The sequence below is a fragment of the Bradyrhizobium sp. C-145 genome (genome assembly GCF_023375135.1).
In the GTDB taxonomy this organism is placed as follows: Bacteria; Pseudomonadota; Alphaproteobacteria; order Rhizobiales; family Xanthobacteraceae; genus Bradyrhizobium; species Bradyrhizobium zhanjiangense.
The window spans coordinates 1457874-1482039 of sequence record NZ_CP088150.1; the positions used below are offsets into that span (position 1 = coordinate 1457874).

The 24166-nt window shown below is 58.3% G+C and carries 19 protein-coding genes and 3 pseudogenes; 10 read left to right on the plus strand and 12 right to left on the minus strand.

The window, feature by feature from the left end:
* The first annotated feature begins 296 nt into the window (after positions 1–296).
* From nifH to LRP30_RS06960, 7 genes are all read left to right on the plus strand, one after another.
* On the plus strand, positions 297–1181 hold the full coding sequence (gene nifH, locus LRP30_RS06930; protein ID WP_027571409.1) for a nitrogenase iron protein: 885 nt from the start codon (positions 297–299) through the stop codon (positions 1179–1181).
* A 151-nt stretch (positions 1182–1332) separates the two neighbouring features.
* Complete coding sequence (locus LRP30_RS06935; protein WP_249759787.1) at positions 1333–2124, plus strand: nitrogen fixation protein NifQ; 792 nt, start codon at positions 1333–1335, stop codon at positions 2122–2124.
* Between the two features lie 290 nt (positions 2125–2414).
* Positions 2415–3602, plus strand: a complete 1188-nt coding sequence (gene nifV / locus LRP30_RS06940; RefSeq protein ID WP_249761712.1) for a homocitrate synthase — start codon at positions 2415–2417, stop codon at positions 3600–3602.
* A gap of 472 nt (positions 3603–4074) precedes the next feature.
* Positions 4075–4416: a nitrogenase stabilizing/protective protein NifW gene (gene nifW, locus LRP30_RS06945; RefSeq protein ID WP_249759788.1), complete on the plus strand. Its 342-nt coding sequence runs from the start codon at positions 4075–4077 to the stop codon at positions 4414–4416.
* A gap of 986 nt (positions 4417–5402) precedes the next feature.
* Positions 5403–6512, plus strand: a complete 1110-nt coding sequence (locus tag LRP30_RS06950; RefSeq protein ID WP_018319594.1) for an electron transfer flavoprotein subunit alpha/FixB family protein — start codon at positions 5403–5405, stop codon at positions 6510–6512.
* 11 nt (positions 6513–6523) lie between these two features.
* Positions 6524–7831 carry an FAD-dependent oxidoreductase gene (locus tag LRP30_RS06955; RefSeq protein ID WP_249759789.1) on the plus strand — a complete coding sequence of 436 codons (1308 nt, stop codon included), beginning with the start codon at positions 6524–6526 and terminating at the stop codon, positions 7829–7831.
* Between the two features lie 38 nt (positions 7832–7869).
* Positions 7870–8166, plus strand: a complete 297-nt coding sequence (locus LRP30_RS06960; protein WP_249759790.1) for a ferredoxin family protein — start codon at positions 7870–7872, stop codon at positions 8164–8166.
* 232 nt (positions 8167–8398) lie between these two features.
* On the opposite strand, the gene LRP30_RS06965 is transcribed toward LRP30_RS06960, so the two are convergent.
* The 5 genes from LRP30_RS06965 to LRP30_RS06985 all read right to left on the minus strand — a co-directional run bounded on the left by LRP30_RS06965 (position 8399) and on the right by LRP30_RS06985 (position 13047).
* Positions 8399–8947, minus strand: a complete 549-nt coding sequence (locus tag LRP30_RS06965; RefSeq protein ID WP_249759791.1) for a carboxymuconolactone decarboxylase family protein — start codon at positions 8945–8947, stop codon at positions 8399–8401.
* A gap of 3 nt (positions 8948–8950) precedes the next feature.
* Positions 8951–9505, minus strand: coding sequence for a peroxiredoxin (locus tag LRP30_RS06970; RefSeq protein ID WP_249759792.1), 555 nt, complete (start codon positions 9503–9505; stop codon positions 8951–8953).
* Between the two features lie 1427 nt (positions 9506–10932).
* Entirely contained in the window at positions 10933–11346 is a 414-nt protein-coding gene (locus LRP30_RS06975; RefSeq protein ID WP_346016205.1) for a DUF2478 domain-containing protein, read from the minus strand.
* Positions 11343–12524 carry a molybdenum ABC transporter ATP-binding protein gene (modC, locus tag LRP30_RS06980; RefSeq protein ID WP_249759793.1) on the minus strand — a complete coding sequence of 394 codons (1182 nt, stop codon included), beginning with the start codon at positions 12522–12524 and terminating at the stop codon, positions 11343–11345. The genes LRP30_RS06975 and modC overlap by 4 nt, the downstream gene beginning before the upstream one ends.
* Positions 12525–12558: 34 nt before the next feature.
* The gene (locus tag LRP30_RS06985) at positions 12559–13047 is read right to left on the minus strand and encodes a hypothetical protein (RefSeq protein WP_249759794.1); all 489 of its coding nucleotides are present in this window, start codon (positions 13045–13047) and stop codon (positions 12559–12561) included.
* Between the two features lie 205 nt (positions 13048–13252).
* Between LRP30_RS06985 and LRP30_RS06990 the strand changes: the two genes are divergently transcribed.
* Positions 13253–13426, plus strand: coding sequence for a hypothetical protein (locus LRP30_RS06990; RefSeq protein ID WP_249759795.1), 174 nt, complete (start codon positions 13253–13255; stop codon positions 13424–13426).
* A gap of 300 nt (positions 13427–13726) precedes the next feature.
* Here the strand turns inward: LRP30_RS06990 and LRP30_RS06995 are convergent, their stop codons facing one another.
* Positions 13727–14548: a cytochrome c peroxidase gene (locus LRP30_RS06995; protein ID WP_276017377.1), complete on the minus strand. Its 822-nt coding sequence runs from the start codon at positions 14546–14548 to the stop codon at positions 13727–13729.
* Positions 14549–15086: 538 nt separating this feature from the next.
* On the minus strand, positions 15087–15617 hold the full coding sequence (locus LRP30_RS07000; protein ID WP_249759796.1) for a hypothetical protein: 531 nt from the start codon (positions 15615–15617) through the stop codon (positions 15087–15089).
* A gap of 1499 nt (positions 15618–17116) precedes the next feature.
* On the opposite strand from LRP30_RS07000, the gene LRP30_RS07005 reads away from it, so the two are divergent.
* Entirely contained in the window at positions 17117–17362 is a 246-nt protein-coding gene (locus tag LRP30_RS07005; protein ID WP_249759797.1) for a hypothetical protein, read from the plus strand.
* A gap of 990 nt (positions 17363–18352) precedes the next feature.
* Here LRP30_RS07005 and LRP30_RS07010 read toward each other — a convergent pair.
* A pseudogene (locus LRP30_RS07010) lies at positions 18353–18887 on the minus strand (transposase); the annotation flags it as partial.
* A 196-nt stretch (positions 18888–19083) separates the two neighbouring features.
* Between LRP30_RS07010 and LRP30_RS07015 the strand changes: the two are divergent.
* Positions 19084–19344 (plus strand): annotated as a pseudogene (locus LRP30_RS07015) (E3 ubiquitin--protein ligase); the annotation flags it as partial.
* 271 nt (positions 19345–19615) lie between these two features.
* On the opposite strand, the gene LRP30_RS07020 reads toward LRP30_RS07015, so the two are convergent.
* From LRP30_RS07020 to LRP30_RS07035, 4 genes and pseudogenes are all read right to left on the minus strand, one after another.
* A complete protein-coding gene (locus LRP30_RS07020; RefSeq protein ID WP_249759798.1) occupies positions 19616–20335 on the minus strand; it encodes a hypothetical protein in 720 nt (239 codons plus the stop codon).
* A 59-nt stretch (positions 20336–20394) separates the two neighbouring features.
* A complete protein-coding gene (locus tag LRP30_RS07025) occupies positions 20395–21144 on the minus strand; it encodes a hypothetical protein (RefSeq protein ID WP_249759799.1) in 750 nt (249 codons plus the stop codon).
* Between the two features lie 893 nt (positions 21145–22037).
* Entirely contained in the window at positions 22038–22175 is a 138-nt protein-coding gene (locus tag LRP30_RS07030) for a hypothetical protein (protein ID WP_249759800.1), read from the minus strand.
* Positions 22176–22758: 583 nt separating this feature from the next.
* Positions 22759–24130, minus strand: a pseudogene (locus tag LRP30_RS07035) (pitrilysin family protein).
* Positions 24131–24166: the final 36 nt, after the last annotated feature.

Consider the following 24166-nt stretch of genomic DNA (forward strand, 5'->3'; position numbering starts at 1 on the left):
TCGTTGTTCGTTTTCTGACAGCCGCGCAGATCCTGTCAGATCCGAAACAACCAGGATCACTCACCGGCTGGTTGGTTTTTAGAAACGTAATCAGAAGCTTAAGGAGTGCGGTCAGCGTTGGCACGGCGGTTGCTAACAACCGGCAGCAACACTGAGTGAGGGCTGAGTGCACGCCGACGCGTAAGGCGAGCGATGCGCTCCTTCCCTTGATCCCGTGTGCCCCCGTTTCTGAGAGAGAAACAAGCTCGCGCGCAAGAAGCGCGCAACTTTTGGGAAATCGGTTGATGGAGAGCAACATGTCTTCACTGAGACAAATCGCGTTCTACGGGAAGGGCGGCATTGGCAAGTCGACCACTTCGCAGAACACGCTGGCGGCGCTGGCCGAGATGGGTCAGAAAATTCTGATTGTAGGGTGCGATCCGAAAGCGGACTCGACCCGCCTGATTCTGCACGCCAAGGCGCAAGACACGATTTTGAGCCTTGCAGCGAGCGCTGGCAGCGTGGAAGACCTCGAACTCGAGGACGTAATGAAGGTCGGCTACAAGGACATTCGGTGCGTGGAGTCCGGTGGTCCTGAGCCGGGTGTCGGCTGCGCCGGGCGCGGCGTCATCACCTCGATCAATTTCCTGGAGGAGAACGGCGCCTACGAGAACATTGACTATGTCTCATACGACGTGCTTGGCGACGTCGTTTGCGGGGGCTTTGCGATGCCAATCCGCGAGAATAAGGCGCAGGAAATCTATATCGTGATGTCCGGTGAAATGATGGCGATGTATGCCGCAAACAACATTTCCAAGGGTATCCTGAAATACGCGAACTCTGGTGGCGTGCGGCTGGGCGGTCTGATCTGCAACGAGCGGCAGACCGACAAGGAGCTGGAACTGGCGGAGGCGTTGGCCAAGAAGCTAGGCACTCAACTGATCTACTTCGTGCCGCGCGACAACGTTGTGCAGCATGCCGAGTTACGCCGCATGACGGTGCTCGAATATGCACCCGATTCCAAGCAGGCCGATCACTATCGCAATCTTGCGACCAAGGTTCACAACAATGGCGGCAAAGGCATCATCCCGACTCCGATCTCCATGGACGAGCTCGAGGACATGCTGATGGAGCATGGCATTATGAAGCCCGTGGACGAATCCATCATCGGCAAGACCGCCGCCGAACTCGCGGCCTCGTAAAGGTCGAGAGTCGCGGCCTTGTGAAGGCGCCGCGACGGATGCCGGTCTCCCTCACCGCCCATCCCGGGGAGGCCGGCATTCTGACGATCGACCCTGACCAAAACCAGGATGCGGCGGGGCAAACCTGACCACTGTGGAAACCCGCAAAATTATGTCCGAAGCGCACTTCCTTCCGTTGATGGCTGCTTGTGCCGTTGATGCCAACAGCCAGATGCACAGGGGAATTGCAACCTACAGCCTGCTCACCGGTGTGCCTCCTGCAGATGCCGATATTGCCATTGACAGCAATTTCGATCGCCATGTCTTGGCGTCTATCCTGGCGGCTGCCACATTGGATGGTGGCTCCCTTCCCGAGAAGGCCGGCCTGTGCGGCCTTGAACTGGCGGCCTTGCTGGAGCAGTACTTTCCCTCCCTTGAGATCAAGCTCGCGGAGCAGCTCTCGGCTTTCAAGTGCGAAGAGGACGACGAGATCGCAATGCTGCGCGATTTCTTGCTCAAGCAACGCTCGACTGAAGGGGATATCGGCCGCTGGCTGGCTGCGATGATCGCGCGCCGCGCCATTGAGCCAGACCATCTATGGGAAGCTCTCGGCTTGCGCAATCGTGGCGAACTCTCTCGGCTGCTGAGCCGCCATTTCGCGCCGCTCGCCGTGCGCAATGTCAACAATATGCGCTGGAAGCGCTTCTTCTACCGCATGCTTTGCGAGGATGAAGGCCTCGTGATGTGCACAACACCCGTGTGCACGCAATGTGTCGACTTCAACCTCTGCTTCGGCGAAGAAAGCGGTGAGAGCCGGATGGCCGAGCGCCGGCGCGATTTGCTGTTGCAGGCGGCTCGGCCAGTCGTTGCCGGCGACTGGCCATCTGAACTGCCACGAGGGTTCGCGATCGCACGATCATCGGAGAAAGCCTCGCCGGATTTGGTAAGCCGCGCGGAAGGTTGAGGGCGCGGCTGACGCGTTTCGAGCGAGTGACCATGTGTCCAAGGCGGCGGCGGGCTCAAGCTCCGCGACAATTCTCACATCCTGCGCGCCGCAATTGCATTAACGTTCGAACTCGGCGGGGCACCAGGCAAGGCGTCCGCTTCATGAGCCTGTCGCATTTGCGACAATCCATTTGCTGAAGAAGGTCGAGGACGGAAGCGTTAGCTTCGTCAGTGGGTTGCCTGGGACGACGGGCTGGCATGCTGGTTGCTGAAGCTTAGGTAGGTCAAACAATGAGGAGCTATCGCGTGATTGCCGCCAGCACCGCCGCCAAATCGTCTTGGTCCGACCAGGTGCGCGCCAAGCCCACCGTGCTCAACGACACGACATTACGCGACGGCGAGCAGGCACCTGGCGTTGCGTTCACCACAGAGGAAAAGCTGGCGATCGCGCAGGCGCTGGCGCGGGCCGGAGTCACGGAGATCGAGGCGGGAACGCCGGCGATGGGCAACGAGGAGATCGCCGCCATTCGCGCCATTGTCGAAGCAGATCTTCCGCTGACCACCATAGGCTGGTGCCGGATGCGGGAATCGGATGTCGACGCGGCGATCGAAGCAAAGGTGTCCATGATCAATATGTCGATCCCGACCTCCGATGTCCAGATCGCGGCCAAGCTAGGTGGTTATCGCGACCTGGCGTTGGAACGGGTGAAGCGAGTGGTAGGCTATGCCTGTGCGCGCGGACTTGAGGTCGCCGTCGGTGGTGAGGACTCCTCCCGCGCCGACATCGATTTTCTCATCGGACTGATGGCAACTGCAAAAGCCGCGGGCGCGCGTCGCTTTCGTATTGCAGATACGCTCAGTGTGCTCGATCCCGACGCAACCTACGCGCTGGTCAGGAATTTGCGTGCGACCACCGATCTCGAACTCGAGTTTCACGGTCACGATGATCTCGGACTCGCCACCGCCAACACGCTCTCCGCTATCAAGGCTGGCGTGAGCCACGCCTCAGTGACCGTCATCGGGCTTGGCGAGCGGGCCGGAAATGCCCCGCTCGAGGAAATCGCGGTCGCACTCAAGCAGCTCTACGGGCGCGAGACCGGCATCATACTCCCGGAGCTCGAGAACGTCGCCGCGGTGGTAGCAGCGGCGGCCGCACGTGCGATTCCTATGAACAAGGCCATCGTCGGAGAGCATGTATTTACGCACGAATCCGGCATTCATGTCGATGGCCTTTTGAAGGATCAACGCACCTATCAATCGCTTGATCCCGTTTTGCTTGGCCGCTGCAACCGGTTTGTGATCGGCAAGCATTCCGGACTTGGGGCGATCACCGCGTTACTCGATGAACTGCAGCTCGTCGCCAGCGCCGATCAAGCCAGACAGATTCTGTCGCAAGTCCGCAAATATGCCATCGAGCACAAGCGGCCGGTCGAGCGCGAAACCGTTGCCGCGATCTGGCGCGACGTGTGCGGATGCCTGGCAAACCACCCCGCGTGAAACGCCGTGTCCAGCAGCGCTTGCGTCGACCATTCGCAAACAGACGCGCCGCAAGGACGGCGTCCGATGTCGCTGATGGGCGCGAACGGCGTCCAGCTTTCGCACGCCAGATCCCCTGACGCGATCTCTCCTCCAGATCTTACTTCCCGTTCCACCATACATGCTGTGATCTCCTACCCAATGGCGAGCCGTTCCCGGACTGCCAATCGGCGTCTTCTCGCGCGGCTGATTTCCGGTCCAGCGACCGGCCTGACGAGCGTCCTCGATCGTGGTTTGGCCATTGATCCCAAATCGTCATCGGGACTGACGTCGTCACCGGCGGACCTGCTGATCTGGGCAGCGAAGTTGAGGGCACGCTTTCCGGAGTCAGGCTTTGGCGATGCGCACCAGCTGTGCGAGGCGGGACAGCAGCAGTCAATAGGGGCCACCCATCTCATTTACCGTTCAGAGCTAATCCGAAGGAGAATTTTCCATGATCAACTCATCCCCGGCAGCCGGTATCCTGGATCGGCTCAGCAAGGCCTCGTCGGCAGAGGAGTTTTTTTCGCTGCTTGGCGTCGATTACGACCCTAAAATCGTGAATGTCGCGCGCCTTCACATCTTAAAGCGCATGGGACAATATTTTGCCAAAGAGCAATTTGCTGGTGCCGCAGAGCCGGAAATCAGAGCTCGGTGCAAGGCGATGCTGGAGCAGGCCTATGCCGATTTCGTGGCATCGTCACCGATCGACCAGCGAGTGTTCAAGGTGTTGAAGGATGCCGTCGCGGACCCTAAGAAGGCGGCGGCCTTTGTCCCGTTGAGCGAGCTGAAGTGATCTAGCGTTCCACTGCAAGCAAGGTGTGCCCGACGGGGTGCGGGCAACCCGATGTGCGGCCTTCTTTATCCGGGTCAACTCTCTGCAGCCATCACCCGAGCGGCGGCTGTCGTATTTCCGACCCATGTCTGGACTGGTCGGGTGTCCACGGTATCAGCGGATATTTCAAGGGTCTGCCAAACCATTACTTTCGACTGACTTTCAACGGTTTTTGCAACTGGTACGACACTTGCTGTTGTCCTGCCGATCCGATCATCGACGCCGACAGATGGTAGTCGTCCGAGATGAGATTGAAGGAAGACCCATGATGCTGCTTTTAGTTGCCTGCCGCCCTGCGCCGTCATCTCGTGGCCTACGATCGCGCCAGGTCCGTTCGAAACGGTCTTTGACGCGATCGAGGCTCCGTATGGACGGTGAGATGGTGGTCAATGGATAAGTCACCCGTTCGCGCTACGCCTGGAGAGAGTATGCACAGCGTCGTCCGCATCAAACCGGCTCCCGGTTCTGCTCAGATTTGTATCCATCTCATCGCGGATAGCAACATGCGGCAGGAAGAGGGCCAGCGTCGGCCCATACGGGCTGTCCGCGCTGGAGGCTCGGCATGGATTGCGTGACAGGTGCGCTGCCAGGATCGCCCTCGTCTCACAGTCCGCGGAGCCGCTGGGCCGAAAGTGAGGCGCAGGTATTGCGCAGCGAACGGACTCGCCAACTCAGGAATGGAAGCGAGCGGCCAGAATCACCGCGGCGCCCTAGCCGCCGCGGTGGCGCTCGTCGAACCCGGCGCGCAATGGTTAAGTCTGGAAGCCTCTCCAAATCCGGCCGGACCGGTACGTCTATCGCGACGGCGGTCTTGGTGCGCGGCCGGTCCGACCAAGCAGACGGGGCAGAGCAGCCGGCCACTTGCTGACCAAAAGTGATCTTCAGTTAACGAAGCTAAAAAGCAACCTGTGGCGCGGGCGCGCCTATCCTTGAGGGGACTTTAGAGTATGAGCAATGTCACCAGAACGGCCATGCCGGCGGCGGCCGGCCGCGCAGCAGCCAAAAAAGAACTGCCGGAGCACTTTAAGGCGTACAAGCACGTCTGGGTCTTCGTCGAGCTGGAGCGTGGCCAGGTTCATCCGGTTTCCTGGGAGCTCATGGGTGCGGGGCGCAGGCTTGCAGACAGGCTAAAGGTGAATCTTGCCGCTGTCGTTATCGGTCCGGAGGGGCAGCATACACGTAACGCCGCGCTTGACGCCTTTTGCTATGGCGCCGATCTGGCCTATCTCGTGAGCGACAATGTTTTGTCGGATTACCGCAACGAATCCTATACCAAAGCGCTAACCGAACTCGTCAACACCTACAAGCCCGAGATCCTACTGTTGGGGGCGACGACGCTCGGTCGCGATCTCGCAGGTTCCGTGGCGACGACCCTGTCGACGGGGCTCACTGCCGACTGCACCGCGCTGGAGGTCGACGCCGATGGTTCTCTTGCGGCGACGCGTCCGACCTTTGGTGGCTCGCTGCTCTGCACGATCTATACCTTGAATTATCGTCCGCAGATGGCAACCGTCCGCCCGCGGGTCATGCCGATGCCTGAGCGCGTCGTACGCGATGCCGCTCGTATCATCGTCCATCCGCTCGGCCTGGTCGAAGACGATATTGTCACAAAAGTATTGTCGTTCCTCCCCGACCGCGATGCAGAAACGTCCAATCTGGCCTATGCCGATGTCGTGGTTGCGGGCGGCCTAGGATTGGGATCGCCTGAGAACTTTCGGTTGGTGCGCGAGCTCGCAACTCTGCTTGGCGCTGAATATGGCTGCTCGCGTCCTCTCGTGCAAAAAGGGTGGGTTACGTCTGACCGGCAAATCGGCCAGACGGGCAAAACCATCCGGCCGAAGCTCTATATTGCCGCCGGCATTTCCGGCGCGATCCAGCACCGGGTTGGCGTGGAGGGCGCGGATCTGATCGTCGCCGTCAATACTGACAAGAACGCTCCGATCTTCGACTTCGCCCATCTCGCGATCGTCAGTGACGCCATGCAATTGCTACCGGCGCTGACGGCCGCATTTCGCGCCCGGCTTTTGCCGAATTCGCGCGCCCGTATCGCGGTCTAGAGGAGATGATGATGATTGAAGAGAGATTCGATGCGATCGTGGTCGGAGCCGGTATGGCCGGCAACGCGGCGGCATTGACCATGGCCAAACGCGGCATGAAGGTGCTGCAGCTCGAGCGCGGCGAATATCCCGGATCGAAGAATGTGCAGGGCGCCATCCTCTACGCCGACATGATGGAAAAGCTGGTCCCCGAGTTTCGAGAGGAGGCGCCGCTCGAACGTCACCTGATCGAGCAGCGGTTTTGGATGATGGACGATCGCTCCCATGTCGGCATGCATTACCGCTCGGAGGACTTCAACGAGGAACGGCCGAACCGCTACACGATTATACGCGCCCAATTTGACAAATGGTTCTCTTCCAAGGTGCGGGAGGCTGGCGCGACCGTGCTGTGCGAGACGACCGTCACCGAGCTCGCACGGGACGAGCGTGAAAGGATCGTCGGTGTTCGTACAGATCGCCGAGACGGCGAAATACACGCCGATGTCGTCGTGCTGGCCGAAGGGGTCAATGGCCTGCTCGGGACGCGCGCGGGCCTGCGCGCGCGCCCGACACCCGATAATGTTGCGCTCGCGGTGAAGGAAATGCACTTCTTGCCTCGCGAGACTATCGAGGCGCGCTTCAATCTCAAGGGCGATGAAGGCGTCGTGATCGAGGCGGCCGGTACCATTTCCCGCGGCATGACCGGAATGGGTTTCATCTATGCCAACAAAGAGTGCATCTCGCTCGGCATCGGTTGTCTCGTCGCCGACTTCCAGCGCACGGGCCAGACGCCCTACGGCCTGCTCGATCAATTCAAGAGGCATCCCTCTGTGGCGCCCCTGATAGCAGGGTCCGAGGTCAAGGAATATTCGGCGCATCTCATTCCTGAAGGCGGTTACAAGTCGATCCCGCAGCTTTATGGGGAAGGCTGGGTCGTCGTGGGCGATGCGGCCCAACTCAACAATGCCATTCATCGTGAGGGCTCCAATCTCGCGATGACTTCCGGCCGCATCGCCGCCGAAGCGATAGGTCTGGTGAAATCGCGCGGCGAGCCGATGAGTGCAACAAATCTGTCGATCTACAAGAAGATGCTGGACGATTCCTTCGTCATCAAAGATCTAAAGAAGTACAAGGATTTTCCGCCCCTGATGCATACCCACTCACAAAACTTCTTTCTCACCTATCCGCAGCTCATCTCCAAGGCGATGCAAAACTTTGTGCGCGTCGATGGTACGCCCAAGGCTGAGAAGGAGAAGGCGACCTTGAAATCCTTTGTCAAGGCGCGGTCATGGACAGGTCTGTTCGGCGATGCTTGTCGTTTTGCCCGGGCCTGGCGCTGACCGCAACAGTGTGAAGTCCAACAATGGAAGGTCAAAGCATGAATGTCGAACCCCCACTGCGCGTCGAAGATAAGCTGTATTACAACCGCTATCTTGTCGACGTCGGTCACCCTCACGTCAAGGTCCGTGCCCACACGACGCCATCGCCGCAGCTACTTGCACTTTTGAAAGCCTGCCCCGCGCGATGCTACGAGCTCAACGACGACGGCCAGGTCGAGATAACAGTTGACGGCTGCATCGAGTGCGGTACCTGCCGCGTGATCGCCGAGCCCACCGGCGACATCCAATGGAGCCATCCGCGCGGCGGATATGGAGTGCTGTTCAAGTTTGGGTGATGGTGGGACGAAGGGCAGTGGTGCGACCGAGTTAGGCGACAGGATCTCACCGTGTCTGTGGCGCATTCCGCGCCGCTTGCACGGCGCCTGGCGTTCGAGCAAGACACTCTTCATGGGGACGCTGCGCAAGACATGACTTGCAGATGTCGCGCTCGTTTGGAAGCCGCGAAGGACTGGTTGTGGCGTCACTGAGTGGCGCCACAACGCCGTCGATCGGATGACAGAGGAAGGATCAGCCCCTCGCCTGAGAGGGGTTGGGCCCAGCGACCTCGATTGCGGTCGCCACTGACTGCATGATCGCGGCAAAGCGCACGGCGGTCTGGATCGCTGCGGAATCGACGCCCGCGGCTCTCAGTGTCTTCTCATGGGCGTCGATGCAGGCACCACAGCCGTTTATGGCGGAGACCGCAAGCGACCACAGCTCGAAATCGGACTTGTCCACGCCGGGATTGCCGATCACGTTCATACGCAGCCGTGGCGGCATCGTCTTGTATTCCGGGTTGGAAACAAGGTGAGCGAAGCGGTAGTAGACGTTGTTCATTGCCATCACGGAGGCAGCGGCTTTCGCTGCGGCGATCGCCACAGACGTCATCACGGCGGACGCAGCCGCTTCGATCGCGGCAATGAGGGCTGCATTGCGGGTGGCAATCGCGCTCGCCAGCAGCAGCCCGTATTTTCGTTGCGGCGAAAGCGTCTCATCGGCCACCAAGGAGGTCAAGTTAAGCCTGACATCCTTCGCGAAATCGGGAATCCTGTCGCTTATTTGTTCGATCGACGACATGCCTCAAGCAACTTTCAATGTTTCGCCGCCGATTTCGCGGTTGCAGGGACAGAGCTCGTCGGTTTGCAGCGCGTCCAGAACGCGGAGCGTGTCCTTAGGACTGCGCCCAACACTGAGATTGGTCGCATAGACGTGCTGGATCGTGTTTTTGGGGTCGACAATAAAGGTGTAACGATAGGCAACCCCTTCGGGTGAACGCACCCCAAGACCATCGACGAGCGTTCCCTTTGTGTCGGCAAACTGCCATATTGATAGATTGTGCAGGTCGGCATGTGAGCGCCGCCAAGCGAGCTTGCAGAACTCGTTGTCAGTCGAACCACCCAGTACAACCGCATCGCGGTCGGCGAAATCCTTCGAAAGCCGGGAAAACTCAGCGATCTCTGTCGGGCAGACGAAGGTAAAATCCTTCGGGTAGAAGAAGATGATCTTCCATTTTTCTGGAAAGCTCGTTTCGGTCAGCGTCTCGAATGCACTCTGTCCTTCTTCTTCCTGCGTTTGAAAACCCGGCTTCACGCCTGTGATTTCGAACGGCGGCAACTGACTTCCAATTCCGAGCATGCTGTCCTCACAAATTTGCTTTTGTGTAGATCGTGACTTCACTGTTGAAGCAAACTATATGCCATACGTTCTCAGGAGTACATTCCAGCGGCTTTGGTACAGGCATGCGCGCGCGTTTGGAGCGTCGATCAGCGCTGAGTTCTAAAAATCTGTAGCCAAGCGCTTCCTTGCCAAGGCTTCAAGTGGTTGACAGTCGTAGGCAGCGCATACAGTTCTCATGAGAACAGCCTTGCTTTGCGCGACCGCCTGAGATGTTCGCCTGCAAGCGTCTGGTCAAAGCCCGTTCTGCGTCCTTGAGAGCAAACTGCCTCATCTCGCAATGTGCCGCATGAGTCGCGACTGTCGGTCTGCCGAGATCTAATGAAAATACTGAACCTGACGAAGCCGCGAGGTTCTGTGGAATCTGGCGCGAACAAGAGCGGCTGTATCGCTGCGACAACAGATGGCGCTCATAAGGCCGCAGATGCTCGCCGTTGCCAAACAAGATGCGAGTAATCATAGGCTGCGGCGCCTCGCGCATTGAGGCGCTTGAAGCGGCGGTAGATCACCAAGCTCGAGGATTTGACGGATCCTGAAACGCGTTGAAAGCCAACCAGGCTCGCCGTCGGCCGTGATGGGGGTTGAACTCTACGTAGCGTCAGTTTGTACAGTTTGGATCATACATGCGGCGATCCCTCTGAAGCTTCATGATCACAAGGAGAGAGACCTCAATGTCTCAAGATCTTAGGTGCATTGGGTATGTGGCTGTGCAGGCACTACCCGGTTTGTCGCGGATGTGAAGGCATTGGCGTGAAGAATTGAATGCGAAGCAGAACTTACACTTGCAAGTATCAAATCCCGGTAGGTCTTCCAACGGCAATGGATCAGCCCAAATCGATCCCGATGTGCAGCATGCGCCCTTGCCCGGAGTACTACGCGAACGCCGTTGCTCTTCGGATGAGGCAAGTATTTGGTTTTCGTTTCTCTTGGACTGCTTTTCAGTTTTAGCGAGGCCAATCAGGAGCGCGCGCTCTGCTGCAGCAGGGAAGGTTGGGCAGGTGTGAGTAATGCACGAGCTCGGGCGGCGTGAGATGGGGTCTCTTTTGTTCAGGTGTTGATCTCGTAGGCCAGCTTTTTGAAGCTGGAGTCTCTGTGGTCGGTGCACCGGAGCGTGACTTTGGGGCAGCTATGAAGAGTTACGTCAACCAGGGAGAGTGGTATGGAGCCTTTCGGAGCCGACGTGCTCGACAGTCTCACTGTCCGCATCAAGCGGTCCGGTATCGTCGTCCCCAAATAACCGCAGCTGGGGCTGAAGGCCCCGCTGCGCGCCACGCGCGTTGAGATATCGAACCACCACTGCTCCAAGAATTGGCGATCACAAGGCAGCAGCGTGCCAACGCCCGCAGTGAAGGTTCGCCAGTCGGCAAGGCATTTCTTCGGAACGGCTGTCAGGACTGGTCGCCTCGGGTGATCGCGTCAACGAATTCGGCGCGCAGGCCCCGGCCCGCTGCTTCTTGTTTGGCGAATTTGTTGATCACGAGGAGATCGATCTTTTTGCGAAGTGCCTGGGAAACGACAGCTGCGGCCTCGGCGAGCCCATTTGTATCGAGATTACAGGACATAGCTCCGCTGCCGAGTGGCTGGGAAATCGAGATCTCTTGTCCCGTCGCAACGTCGTTTGCGAGCATGACGTGCGTGCCATTTGCGCGCCTCGAGTGTCGCTGCACGATGCCTCCGATGCGTACGCCTTGCTGCGCGATATCCTGAGCGAAATCGGCCAGTAGCGTATCGACATCGTCTTTTGGACGGTAGAGAATTGGCCCCAGACTATTCGGATCTATCTCATCCAGATTATCGATCACGGCCGAGATCCTGTTGATGTGTTTCTCGTATCGGGGCATAGCTGTCGAACGTTCTCATGCGGATGTGGCAGGCGTGCAAGCAGCCGCTCGGCCGTCGCGAGCGGAACGGCGCGCCCGACCTGCGCGAATACGTCCGCTCCATTGCTGAGCCGTAGCGCATCAAAGGAGCGGCGCGTGATGCGCGCCAAAAGCGGCACGCCAGAGCGGCCAGTTTCAAGAGTCAGAACTAAGGTGACCTCAGCCTCGTCGAACGGGAGAGAGGCTTTGATCCGTGCCGGAAATACGTTGAGAATAGAGCTTGCACGCGGGGGCTCGCACGCAATGCTGACGTCGCCGGCTGCGACGCGCAGCCGCAGCTGCGCGCCCGGTCTAAGCGGCACTCCAGGTATCAGAAGGCGCGCCCCCTTGAGGCGGAGCATGATCAGCCCATAGCGTCCGTCATAGCCGCCGACCACGGTATCAAGACAGACTGCCGCTTCGCCGCGCCTGGCAAACGCCGGATCGCTCTGAACGACATTGAGCGGCCCGGCCGCAGTCACGACGCCATCTTTCATCACGACAAGATGATCGGCAAAACGCTCGATATCAGCGATGTCATGGCTGATGTAGATCATCGGCAATGGGAGCTTTTCCCGCATGCGCTCAAGAAATGGCAGGAATTCGCATTTGGCGGAGCGGTCGAGCACAATGAGTGGATCGTCCAGCAAAAGTAGCCGAGGCTGGCCTAACAGCGCGCTGCCAAGGGCAAGTCGCTGTCGCTCGGCCGCGGAAAGATGTGATGGCGAACGCTCGAGCAGTGGCGCCAAGGCGAGCAATTCGACCACACCATCAAAATCGATCAGTGTCGGTCTCGATTTTGACGCCTTGTATAGAAGGGTGCGCCGTACAGACCAATGAGAAAGAAGAATTGGTAGCTGGAATACATATGCGATGGGACGCAGATGAGGCGGTCGAAACGTCGTCTCATCCTGCCAAATCTCTCCATCGACCGCACAAAATCCGGTCGGCAGACGCTGCACGCCAGCGATGCAGCGCGCGAGTGTGGTCTTGCCGCACCCGGGCGGACCAAAAATCGCTGTGACGCCTTTGGCTGGTAGGCTGAATTGCGCATCTAGCGGAATGTTTGCGAGAGAGCCGTTGAAGGCAACCTCGATATAGCCCCTTTTTGCTTCTCTCATGAACCTGCGCCTGTGCTGTATCTTCCCATCCAAGTCACGAGCACAATTGCTGCAATGGAGATGATCGCCATGCTTCCGACAGTCCAGTCTGTGCGGCTCTAGCACCGCGTCTCTGCTCGCGTGAGGGCATAAGGTGTGGCGGCGGACTGCAGATCGGTGTTAAGACCAGAGGCTTGTTGAGCATCTCGGCGTCGCGAGCATCGTGACAATCGCACGCTGCCCGGTGCGCTTGCCAATGAGAGGCAAAGCGCCTTTCCAGCAGCGCGAGGTTCTCATCCTGCTTGGCCGAGCCGAGGGCTTCTGCTGAATGTCCAAATGGCGCGGCTTGAGAGGTTTGGCGGTAAAGATGTCGGCTCACGCCAGCGCTGAATACTGGTTCGGAGCCGGAAATCCGCATCAAGGATCCCCCAGCTTTGGTAGCCGATTTGAAGTTTGCGCCGGTCGCCATAGTCATGGACTCTGCATTCTCGGGTGCGAGCAGCATCAAAGCCAGATCGATCAGGATGAATCGGATAAGCCTCATTGGAACTCCGGCTCCGCCGCAACCGCTTCCTTCGCGGCAACTAGTTGATCCCGACCCAGCAATCCGCGTGCCGTTTCAAGGAATATCTGCGGGTCTAGCGGCAACGGGGCTTTGTATCGGTCTCCACCGGACGTCTTAAATCGCCGCATCTTATTGTAGGGCTTTGGACGCTCGCGTCACCAACCGCACATGCAGGAGCTAGGAGATGGAAGCTGAGGATGATCCATCGCCTCTTGCATTGGAGATGGTGCTTTGGCGAACACGCGCCGTAAAACTCGTCAATGATGCACAAGTCCATGCAATCCGATTTGGCGAAGGTTCCGATGTGCGCGCAGGAGAAGGTCGGCTGCCGGGCGCTTGGAAAAAAGGGCTGATGTGACGTGATATGCTGTGCCCTCGAGCTACGGGAGAGCGTCTTCCTCGCACCGGTTGCTGGCGCAGTTCAGGGCGCGCGGGCCTTTTGTTGCAACACGAGGTGACCCAGGATTGAGCTGCCAAAGATGGATAATTTGACAGGCCCCTAAGGAATTCTTGCGTCAGCGACGAACGGGTTCGGGCTCGAGGCTCGCAATGTGGGCCTGCTGAATGCTCCAGCTTGGACCGGGACATCGCCTGATTTCGTTGCGGCAGCGCTATCTTCCTCGCTGATCACAACGCAGCGTGTCGCTATCGTGAAGGCCTATTTATCTAAGGAGGGCTTTGGGGTTGCAATGGTCCGCGTGGGCAGTATCGGGTAATCGATCTTTGGCAGCTGCCCGGTGAGCGAATTCAGAAAGGCGACAATCTCGTCAGCTTCTTCATCGCTGAGCTTTGCGCCAAGCTGAACCTCACTCATCACGCCAACCGCTTGCTTAAGACTCCAAACCTGACCACAATGGAAGTAGGGGGGACGCAATGCGACGTTGCGCAACGGCGCCGAGCGGAAAACATACTCGCCGCCGAGATCCTTGGTGACGGAAAAACGACCCTTGTCCTCCCTCGGAAGCAGGCTTTCGGCTGGCCTTTCAATCGTGCCGAACGGGAAGTAATCCCGTCCACCGACGTTGATTCCGTTGTGGCAAGAGGAGCATCCCTTTTCGATGAATAGCTTCAGCCCGGCTTTCTGCTGATCAGTGAGAGCATATCCGTCGCCATGGAGGTACTGATCGAAGGGGGCGGCAGGAGTAGTCAAGGTCGCCTCGAAAGCCTCGATGGCCTTGGCGAAATTTTCAAACGTAACGGGCGCCGCATCGTTGGGAAAAGCCTTACTGAACATAACCACATAATCGGTCATTGAATTCAATGTGCTGAGCACGCGATCCGGCGTCGCATTCATTTCGACGCTGGACTGGGCAGGGCCTGCGGCCTGCACCTTAGGATCCGGCGCGCGCCCATCCCAGAACTGCGCCACGTTGAAGACCGCGTTATAGACTGTTGGCGCACGACGTGACCCCAGCTGCCAGCGATGACCAATCGACGTTGGGCCGGCATCTACCCCGCCCGTCCCAAGGTTATGACACATGTTGCAGCTAATAATCCCGCTCGCCGATAGCCTCGGATCGAAAAACAACGATTGAGGGAATCGGCTTGAAAATCCGCTTGGCGGCGCTCATCAAATCAATCGACAGGACGTGACAGTTGCGACAATCACCATCCAGCCACGGTATCCTGGCCTGTCGGTCCAAACCTCTGTGCTTCTCGGAAAGCCATCGTGCCGAACTCTTTGACTCTGCAAGTCAAGGTCTGATTCGGACCGCGAACAAAGCGAGCTGCGTCGACGCAGCTTGTCGCTGATCGTCTCGATGCGTGCCCTTTTCGCCTTCAACCCCTACACTAGGCTAAGCGTCATTCACCAACATCGGTGACGTTCCTACCCGGGGGCAGCCGGTCAGGCGTCCAGTTGTCGGGAGTTCGTCCTACTGCCCCCAATGTGATTATGCCCCTCTCAGAACGTGTTCACACATGCCGGCCGCTCAAAGTGCTTGAATCGACCGTAGCGTCAGGTTGTAGGCATTGCGAAGCAGAACGTCATATTGGGAGCCAGCATCGCCACACAAGCGCTAAACGGCCGATCTCTGTTGTATCTCGGTCTTCGCAATGAGCGTGTTGCGCGTGGCGGGACGATGATTCGGGAGGCCGTAATCATTGCGGCTGCCCGCAACAGCGCGACCGTGGCTGCCGAGGCGCCCAATCGTAAACAGATTACGCTCGCGGGGCGAAGAATAATAGTGAAGGATATGCGGCTTAAGACAGGTTTGGTGAATCAAGAGCGACGAATGAGCTGGATTTGCAATGCGCATCGCTGTGCAGCCGCCCTCGCTGCGATCGTGATCGCGATCGCAGCCACGTGGTGCACAGGACAGGCTCGTGCGCGAGATCGGCGGGCCGAGGAAGTCTTGACGTCGTGCAGACCAGACGTGATGCGCTTCTGTGACCGCTTTACAGGGCGTAGAGATGTGGATGTAGCCATGTTTTGTCTTAGGGACAATTTCAAGAACTTGCGCGGCGAATGCCGCCGCATGATGCCAATCGCGGCGGAGAGAAACGACGGACCGAGACGACGTCTCAACAGGCTTCCGGTCGTCCTCCATTGAGAGTGAGGCGTCCGAGCGGCAGTTGCAGAAATCGAGCGACAGTGAGGTGTTCGGACTGACGGGTGCCGGAATTTGGCCAGCTTGGGGGCCGAAAGTCGATCGGGCTGGAAGATCAGCCTGCCGAGCGCAGTTCATCTATCAGGGGGACTGAGCTCCGTGAATTGCTGGGCCTCGATCAGCGACGATAGTGCGCCCACGCCACTTTGCCTTCTCAGGAACTGCAGCCCTTGAAGAGCCATGCGAGATGTTACGCGCTCTTGTCAGCCGTCCATCGACTTCCCGAAGGACCCGCTTGATGGGATTGCGGCGTTCTCGATGGGCGCTTGAGGGGAGTCGCTTCGCCCGATCATGGTGCTCTTGGCCGAGCACTTGGGGCTCAAGGTCAAAGGAAACGCCGTCGACAAGAGCCGTTCAAAGGCAGAAAGCTGCTCAAGCAGACGCTTCTCAACCGCCTTGCGCTCCGCGCCAGGTAGGTCCCTTTTAAGGAATCGGCGGCAGCGCCAGATTTCGTTCCGCAGCCACCTGATCTCACTTAACGTATCATCAATTGAAGTCATCACAGATGTAGTTCACTTCGTCCCTGGAGTATCAAGCATGGCGATCGTCATCGAGCGGCCATTCCTTGGCTCCGTTCCTGCCGAATAATTCCATCCGAGCACTTGCGACTTCCCGCCCGCTCTTTCGGCGAGCAGCTCGATGTATGAAGCTCTTATCATCAATATCACCCTGCGCCGCGCGTGTGACGAGAAATCGCAGCAGATCCTCGCGCTTTCACGGCGCCGCGATCGTGTGCCTTGCACAATTCCTGCGCTCCGCAGGATTGATGGGTGCGCGCACAAAAGCCGACAACCGGAGAGCAGTTTAATCCATGTCCGACACACAGACGGCTCAAGCAGGAGCTATTAACCCACAACGCATGTCCACATGGTCGATGGCAGCGGAATTTGCAAGCGTTTGGCGGCTTTGTAGCCTGTTCGGGCGCTGGGCGCGACCTGACTTGAGCCACAGCAAAAGGCCGCGGTTGAGTTTCAGGCTAGATTTCTGTGCCGAGTTTCGAGGAAAGCATCCGCGCCGGAAGATCGTGGGGCTACGCCACGAGATGCACGCGTTGAGCCGAAAGGCCGGAGGTCAAGCCGGCAGGACGTTTGCGAGAGAATAGCTTCTCGTGTGTCGCAACTTGATGACGTTCTGATTGGGAAGGTCGGTATTAGGGGCCCTTTCCATATTTCCACCATCATGCGGTCGGCACTCCCAAAAGAGCGGAAAGCCGCTGTGGAGCTATCAAAATCGTGCAACTCACGCTATCTGAAGCCGTGCGCCTGTGCTGAGGAGAAGCGGTCCGAGCAGTGAGGTAACCGACCAAATAAATCTCTCGATAGCAGCGTTCAACGGGCATGAAACTGCAATGTCGAAGGCGACTATCCTTCGCAGCGACACTCTCGCGATGTGGTGGCTAAAGATTACAGAACTGAACATCAAATCAGAAGGACTAGGGCTTGAGCCAGGCGGAGAATGACGTCGTCGAGCACATGCTCTCGTCATTGACGACCAGCGTGTTGCAAAATCGTATCGCGCCCTCGGACGAGCAGGTGATGCACCATTTTTGGTTAGCCTGCGAGAGAGCGGGACTGATCGCGACGGAGGAGATAGCAATACGGATATTGAAACGTGTTTCACGCGAGATCAACGAGGCGCAGTCGATGCTCGAGTTCATTGGTCGCGGCGCGGATCGACTAAATTGAGCTCGATATACAGAAACTCTGTGTCGTACCAGTGCAGATGCAGCTGTTCGATCATTCAGACGAACGTGTACGGTCAAGTGCCGCCTCGTCAGCGCTTGCCCGTCGAGATCTGCGAGGGTGAGCCAAGGGGGGAGGGCCGGTCTTCGTGGTCGATATCAAAATGGCTGGGAACTCATCATCGGAGAAATTTAGCTAGCCCGTGTTGTTAAGATCGGGCGCGCGCCGCGTCTCGTAGCCAAGCCCGAGCGGCGTTAGGCGCGATGGACTGCAAGCTTTTTAGCTCAGCTATTTACATAAGCGTTAGCTCGCCGCAAGCGACAGCAAAGTTGCTGGCCTAAGCGTCACGCTGCCGGCGTGCCGGCACCAGTCGGCCCAGCTCGAAGTGATTCGTCTGCGTTGCGCTGAGCCTAAGGTTGAGAAACTGATGGGGGCTGTCCAGTTTCGTCGCTCCGCGGTCCGTCAGCTTATCGACAGCGAACTCTCCTATCGTGAACGTCGCTACTCGCTGGCAGGCCCGACTCGATGGGCGCAGATCTGGCAGAGGACACCGAGATAGACTCCGATCCTCGAGCAACGCTTCACCTGGGTTGGCTGTAAGCGTCGTTCAGCCCACGGCTTTGAGGGCTTGAGCGCGGTAGGCCCAGGACAGTAGCTGGTCGATCGTAAGCGCTGCTCCGAACACACGGGTTCAAGACGTTAGCTGATCTCTATGTTTTTGGTTTGCGGAGGGCTGCCAGCCGTTCCGCCTCAGCTAGTGCCGCAGTCTTGGTCTTAAAGGGCCCAACGTCGTGTTCTTGCGTGTCGGGCAGCCAAGCAGGCAAGAACCACCAACCGCCCGGACGGTAACTCGTGCTGTTCCTGATCGACCCGATGTGATCGGCTGTAAACCAACCGGGATCTACCCCGTCCTGTTGCCACAAGATGTTCTTGTCGCTCACTGCCACGCCTCAAAAATGTTGGCTCGTCGTTTTTCTTCGCTCAGGCCTGATTCTATCCGTTTCCGTAGGCCCATGGCAACAAACTGTCGAGTTGGCGGTTCGGGTGACCGCTGACGATCCTGGTGAGCACATCGGTGATGTAGGCCAGCGGATCAATGTGATTCAGCTTACAGGTTTCGATCAAGGAGGCGATGATGGCCCAGTATTGGGCACCGCCGTCAGAACCTGCGAACAATGCGTTTTTCCGATTGAGCGTGATCGGGCGAATCGGGCGCTCGACGGTGTTGTTGTCGAGCTCGATATGGCCATCTTCGATGAAGCGCGTCAGGCCCTCCCAGCGTGCGGATGGCATCGGCCAGCTTACCCTTTTGGCTGATCAAACCGAGTTTCGTTCGCAGCCATCTTTGGAATGCGTCGGCGAGCGGCCGGCTTTTCTGTTGTCGATCGAGACGTCGCTCCTCGGCGCTCCGACCACGGATGTCCTTCTCGATGGCATAGAACTCAGCGTTATGCTTGAGCGCCTCGGCGGCGATCGGCGCCTTGCTGAGCCGCGCGAGATCGAAGAACTTGCGCCTGCCGTGCGCCCAGCTTGCGTCAGGACAAGTCCTGGAAAGGAGGAAGAATGTGATCTGAAACCTTTCATCGTGACCCAGAGGGTTCGACGCCCTCCCGGCAAAGGCGGAGCCCGCCAGCCGGAAGCGAGCCTTGCATGGGTGACGGCAACGTCGCTCGTGAAGCGTAGACAGCGGGTACCGAAGCCCTGTGGCTAGCCTTGAAATCATGGTGGCAACGCGCTAGCAACCGTGGGAAAGCGTGACGAGGCGCATCGCGCCCGAAGATTATGCTGCCATGCAGGAGCGGCTCGTCGACGCGATGGGCGAAGAGTTTCAGACCCGTCTGAATCTCCAACTGGCCGAGGAAGGTTTGACAGGCGATGCCGATGCCGAGCGGGTGCTCGGAGCCCAGATCCGAAACGAGATCGGCCGCGAGATCAAAAGCGCGGTCATGCACCAGGTGCTCGGGAAACTCGGCCTTGATCTATGAGCCTCCTCTGATGGAAGGGCCCGTCGATCCGCCTAGCCGCTCACAAGGTGGAGACGGTCATCGATCCTTTCGAGGACGGCGTGTCTGCATGAGCCATTCGGCGAATGAGCTGCCGTCAATTGCCGGTCGCGTGGTCGTGCGGACGCCACGGTAAAGATGCGCAACCCACCTGAAGATTCGTCTACCGCAATTCATGCGTTCGCATCCCGTTGAGAACGCCAATGAAGACTACTCATAGGCCGGACGAATAGATGGCGAGCAGATCGGAATCTCAAGTAGCCCTTGTGCAACGTAGGCTGTCGATATCCGTCCCTCGAGATCGATAGGAATTTCGCAGCATCACACTCGAATCCAGATCGCGAAACATGCTATAATTCCGTCGGATCCATTGATGCAGCTCGGTCGACCAGTCCTTCTCGTTGCGCAGATATCCAGTGAAGGAAAAGCTAAGTCGGTCTATATATCTCTTCAGGAACAGCGGAAGCGCGGGAATCCGAAGCACCCGCTCGCCATCCATCGCTTCAGGTAATCCGCCGCGCAGCACGAATTCATTGTGGACGGTGACCAGCGACGCCGGCGGAATTCGCCGCCGCAGCATTTCGTAACCGCGAAAGGAGATGCGGTCAGCGCCCGCAACGAAGAGGATGATAGGGGCGACATAGCAGCGCGCCGTCTCCTTCATGAAGCCGATCTCCTCGCACATCTTGAAGAATTCGTCGAAGGCGTGAAAGCCCAGATCGATGACCTTGGGTACCCGATCGTGGATGACAAGAGGATCCATCAGCTGCATCTTGCCGTAAGTGTCGATCACATCCGCGGTCTCCGTGATGTTGGGGAGGTAGTCGAGCAATGACGGCTCTTTCAAGTTGACATCAAACGACAGCACTGTGCCGTTTTTCAGCAGCAGGAACTCGCTCATGGCCCGAGCGATGAGAGTTTTACCGACCTGCGGGCTAGGAGAGCAGATGATGTAGATGGGGGTCGCTAACATAGCCGGCAGATCAATTTCGTTTCGTACGTGGGCCCGACCTGAGCTCGCCGAATATGCGACTACTTCTCGCCGGCCCGGGTGGCGGACTTGGCCCCGGCCAAATCCGTCAAGTTGATGCGATCAAATTCGCTCCAGACATTTGCCAGCCAGTGCCGGACATAGCCGCGCAGCACGAAGGAGTTGTTCGCAGGTTCATCGTTCCGCCCCTTGTTTGCGACGAAGTCTATGAATGGGACGGATGCGACTTCCACCTGCTCATAGGCCATCTCGTTAAGCTTCGGTATGACCAACTCAGTCGCATGTTTGATGCGGTGAAAATAGGAATTATAGGTCGCTTGATCCCACTGGAAGAATTGAGTGTCGTTGATGAAGTTCTTGACTAGGTAGTACTTTGCGCCGCTCATGAAGGTCGCGGTTTCCGCGATCTCGTCTAGCGAAGCGATGGATGATCCCAGGATATGGAACACAGCAAATGTTATCTGACCAGACCGCGCCGAGTCCAGAAATCCGATGTCGCGCAAGGAAGCCAGCGCAGAGGACAGTAAGCCTGCGCGAGCATCGATGACAGTGACGGACAGCCCTGAGTTCAGGGTATCGAAAATCTTCATCTGGTCCGCCGTCGTCGTCATGTCGACGATCTCGGTGATCTCGGGATAAAAGCGCTTCAGCGTTCCCCGAGGCGACTCCGTGTCGAATGCGCGTGTTTGCACGTTGTTGACGCTGAAGTAGTCCAGTAGCGTTCGTGATACGGTCGTCTTGCCGACTCCTCCCTTGTCCGCACCGACCACAATTACAACTGGCTTCACCATGGAAATCTCCTGAGACACTCGCTATCGCGGCGCGCAAAGTGCGCAACCGGCGCGTCTCTGCTTTGGGTGCGAACATGGCAGAAAGAAGGGGCAATGAACCTTCGATGCGAGAGCTCCGCAACCGATGAACGTTTTCAACATCAAGCGAGTGACGTCCTTGGATCGAAACGACGATGCAGGCCGAAAATGGGGAGTAAATCACTTGTGCTGGTGATCTGCGTGAGGTTTGTGGGCGGCTGGAATGCGCCGGCAAGAATCAACGGTCTGCCCGTGGTGATCGTTGCGATTGCGTGATCTATCGCTGCCGCTATCTAGACTGGCATGAAGCGGCCGAATCTTACGTAGCGTCAGATTGCGAGCTCGGTGGAAGCGCAATCGAGGCGGTGCTACGCGGTCCGACTATGGCTTGGCAGATCATCAAAGGTCTGCTGGATCAGATCGTCGTCTTTTCGGCAGACAGCGAAGTGGCTGGTCCATTACTGGGAGATGACCCTGAACGACCGAGCTCTCACTCTGCTGAAGAATATCGAGATATGCGAGCGCTGAAAACGGATTGCTGACGCAAATAGCAAGCATGCATCTGTTCGCGCCGAAGCGAGATTATCGTGTGATGGAAGATCGAAGGGTGAGCGGGGGCGCCGGCCGACGGCGGTAGCGAAGCGATATCGAGGATGCTCCGTCAGAAGAAGCCGGCGTCGAGCGACCGGGACCGGCGATCTTTGTCTTGGGCACAGATTTCGTCGATGAGGCTACGTGGTGCGAGTCGAGAAGAATCTGCAGGGAATGAACGATGGCCTGGCGCGTGTGCGCTCTCGCTGGGCCGCTTCCTTGAGTGCGGCAGACGGTGTACATTACCGTTTTAAAGCGCCCACTCTGACCACCCTTTCGATTTGCTAGGCAAGCCCGCCTGAAATGGGGTGCGAGGTGCGCGTCCAGTTCTCGTTTCTTCTGGTCTGTCGCGCTTTAGATAATTGGTCTGCATATTCGGCCTCGGCGTGAAGCGACATCATGCTCACCTTCATATCCTTCATGGGACGCACGCCCCTAGAGCTGCGCTCTAGGGGGCATCGATCCCGCTGGCGCCACGGTACAAACGCCAGCCGACCAGAGTATCGAGCACAACTGAATGCGACTAAGGCGGATACTTACTGCAACAATCGAGGGAGACGTGCAAAACAGGAAGTGTCGACCTCATAGCTGCCGCCGAAGGCCGCTGAAAGTAGCGATCCCCGGCCGCCGCGAAGAGCTCCGATCCGGAGATCGCTGGGTAGGCCGGAAATGGAAAGAATTAAGAACAAGCATTTGGTAAACGTTCCTTCCAGGTCTGTGCCATTCGCCCAATGGCACGACCACAGTGGAAGCTCTGCCTCAGCGTATCCCCCCGCTGAGGCCGTTTTTCTTGGTGATAGCTCTATTTTTGCATTTCGCTACCCTGAACACGTCAACCCGGACTGTGCCGCCTTGTTTAGCAACGCGATTGAGCAAAAGCGGCACTCGAGCGGCCGCATGGTACCTGCCCAACGAGCGAATATCTCCGCGAGCTAAAGGCGGATGGCAAGACGCACTCTGCGCGTAACAGGGAGGCGCTTGCTACGCGCCTGGGCTGCTACAAGGTCAATTCGGTGGCGCCGTCGGGGCGGCGTCTAGCTGCTGGGCGCCTGGCGGGGGTGTGGTCCCCGATGGCATGGTGGTCGGCTGCGCTGCGTCGTTTGGGGAGCGGCCGACGATAATTGTGAGCAAACCCTCGCCCCACAGCCGCTGCGCTGCTCTCTTGGCGTCCTCCAACGTCACCCCATCGACCACGGCGTTGTGCTTTTCGAAATAGTCGATGGGCAACTTGTCAAGCTGATGCTGCAGCAGCGTTCGCGCAAGCTTTGATGATGTGTTGAGAGCCAGCACTTGCGAGCCCTTCAGGTAGGACTTTGCATCATCGAGTTCCTGCTGAGTCGGTCCTTCCTCGGCGATGTGGCGGACCTGCTTCTCGATTTCTTCGACCGTTTCGCCGGCACGATCGGCGCAGGTGCCGCTATTGCCGAGAAACATGGCTGAATGATCCAACGAGACCAGGTTCTCACGGACGAAATAGGCCAGTCCGCGCTTCTCGCGGACTTCCCGGAACAGGCGCGACGTCAGGCCGGCGCCGCCGAGTATGTGGTTGACGACATAGGCGGCCATGAAATCGGGCTTGCTGTGACGGACGGCTGGTCCGCCAAAAGTCACACTGTCTGCGGTACGTCGAGCGGAATAAAGACGCGCTGCGGCGGCTTTGCTGCGACGACTTCGGGAACCGGCGTCGCTTCCGCTTTGGTCGGCAGGCTGCCAAAGGACTTGTCGAGCAGTTTGCAGAGGACCCCTGGATCGACATCGCCGACCACCGCGATCTTGAGCGTGTCTTTTGCGATCACGCGTCGGACATAGCCCTTGAGATCCGCGACCTCGATCTTCGGCACGCTTTCCAGCGAGCCTCCGGCTGGGCGAGCATAAGGATGATCGCTAAAGGCGACTTCGACGAACTTGCGATGGGCCAGAGACGAAGGATCGGTCGAGTCGTGCCGAAGGCGCGCAAGCACAGTGGCACGGATCCGTTCGACATCGGCCGCGTCGAAACGCGGCGAGGTTAGCGCCATCCGTAAAAGTTCGAAGGCCTCGTCCGCGTTGTCCTCGAGCGTGCGCAAGGCACCGCGGAAGTGATCATGGGTCGAGCGAAAACCCAGCTCAATGGCACAACGGTCGAGCCGCTCATGAAAGGTCTTGAAGTCAAGGTCGCCGGAACCTTCCTTGAGCAGGCCAGCAACCATGTGGCCTACGCCAGGTTTTTGAGGGGGGCCTGAGCCGCGCCGCCGGTGAAGGCAAATTCCATCGCGATCAACGGGACAGTGGAATCCTGCACGAACCAGGCTTCTATACCGCAAGACAAAACCAGGCGCTCGATCCTGGTCCCCGCAAGCGTCCTGGTGGCGGCAAGCGAATTTGGCGAAGCGAGCATCGCGATTGAGAGCGAGGCTCCCCCGAGGAGGATCCC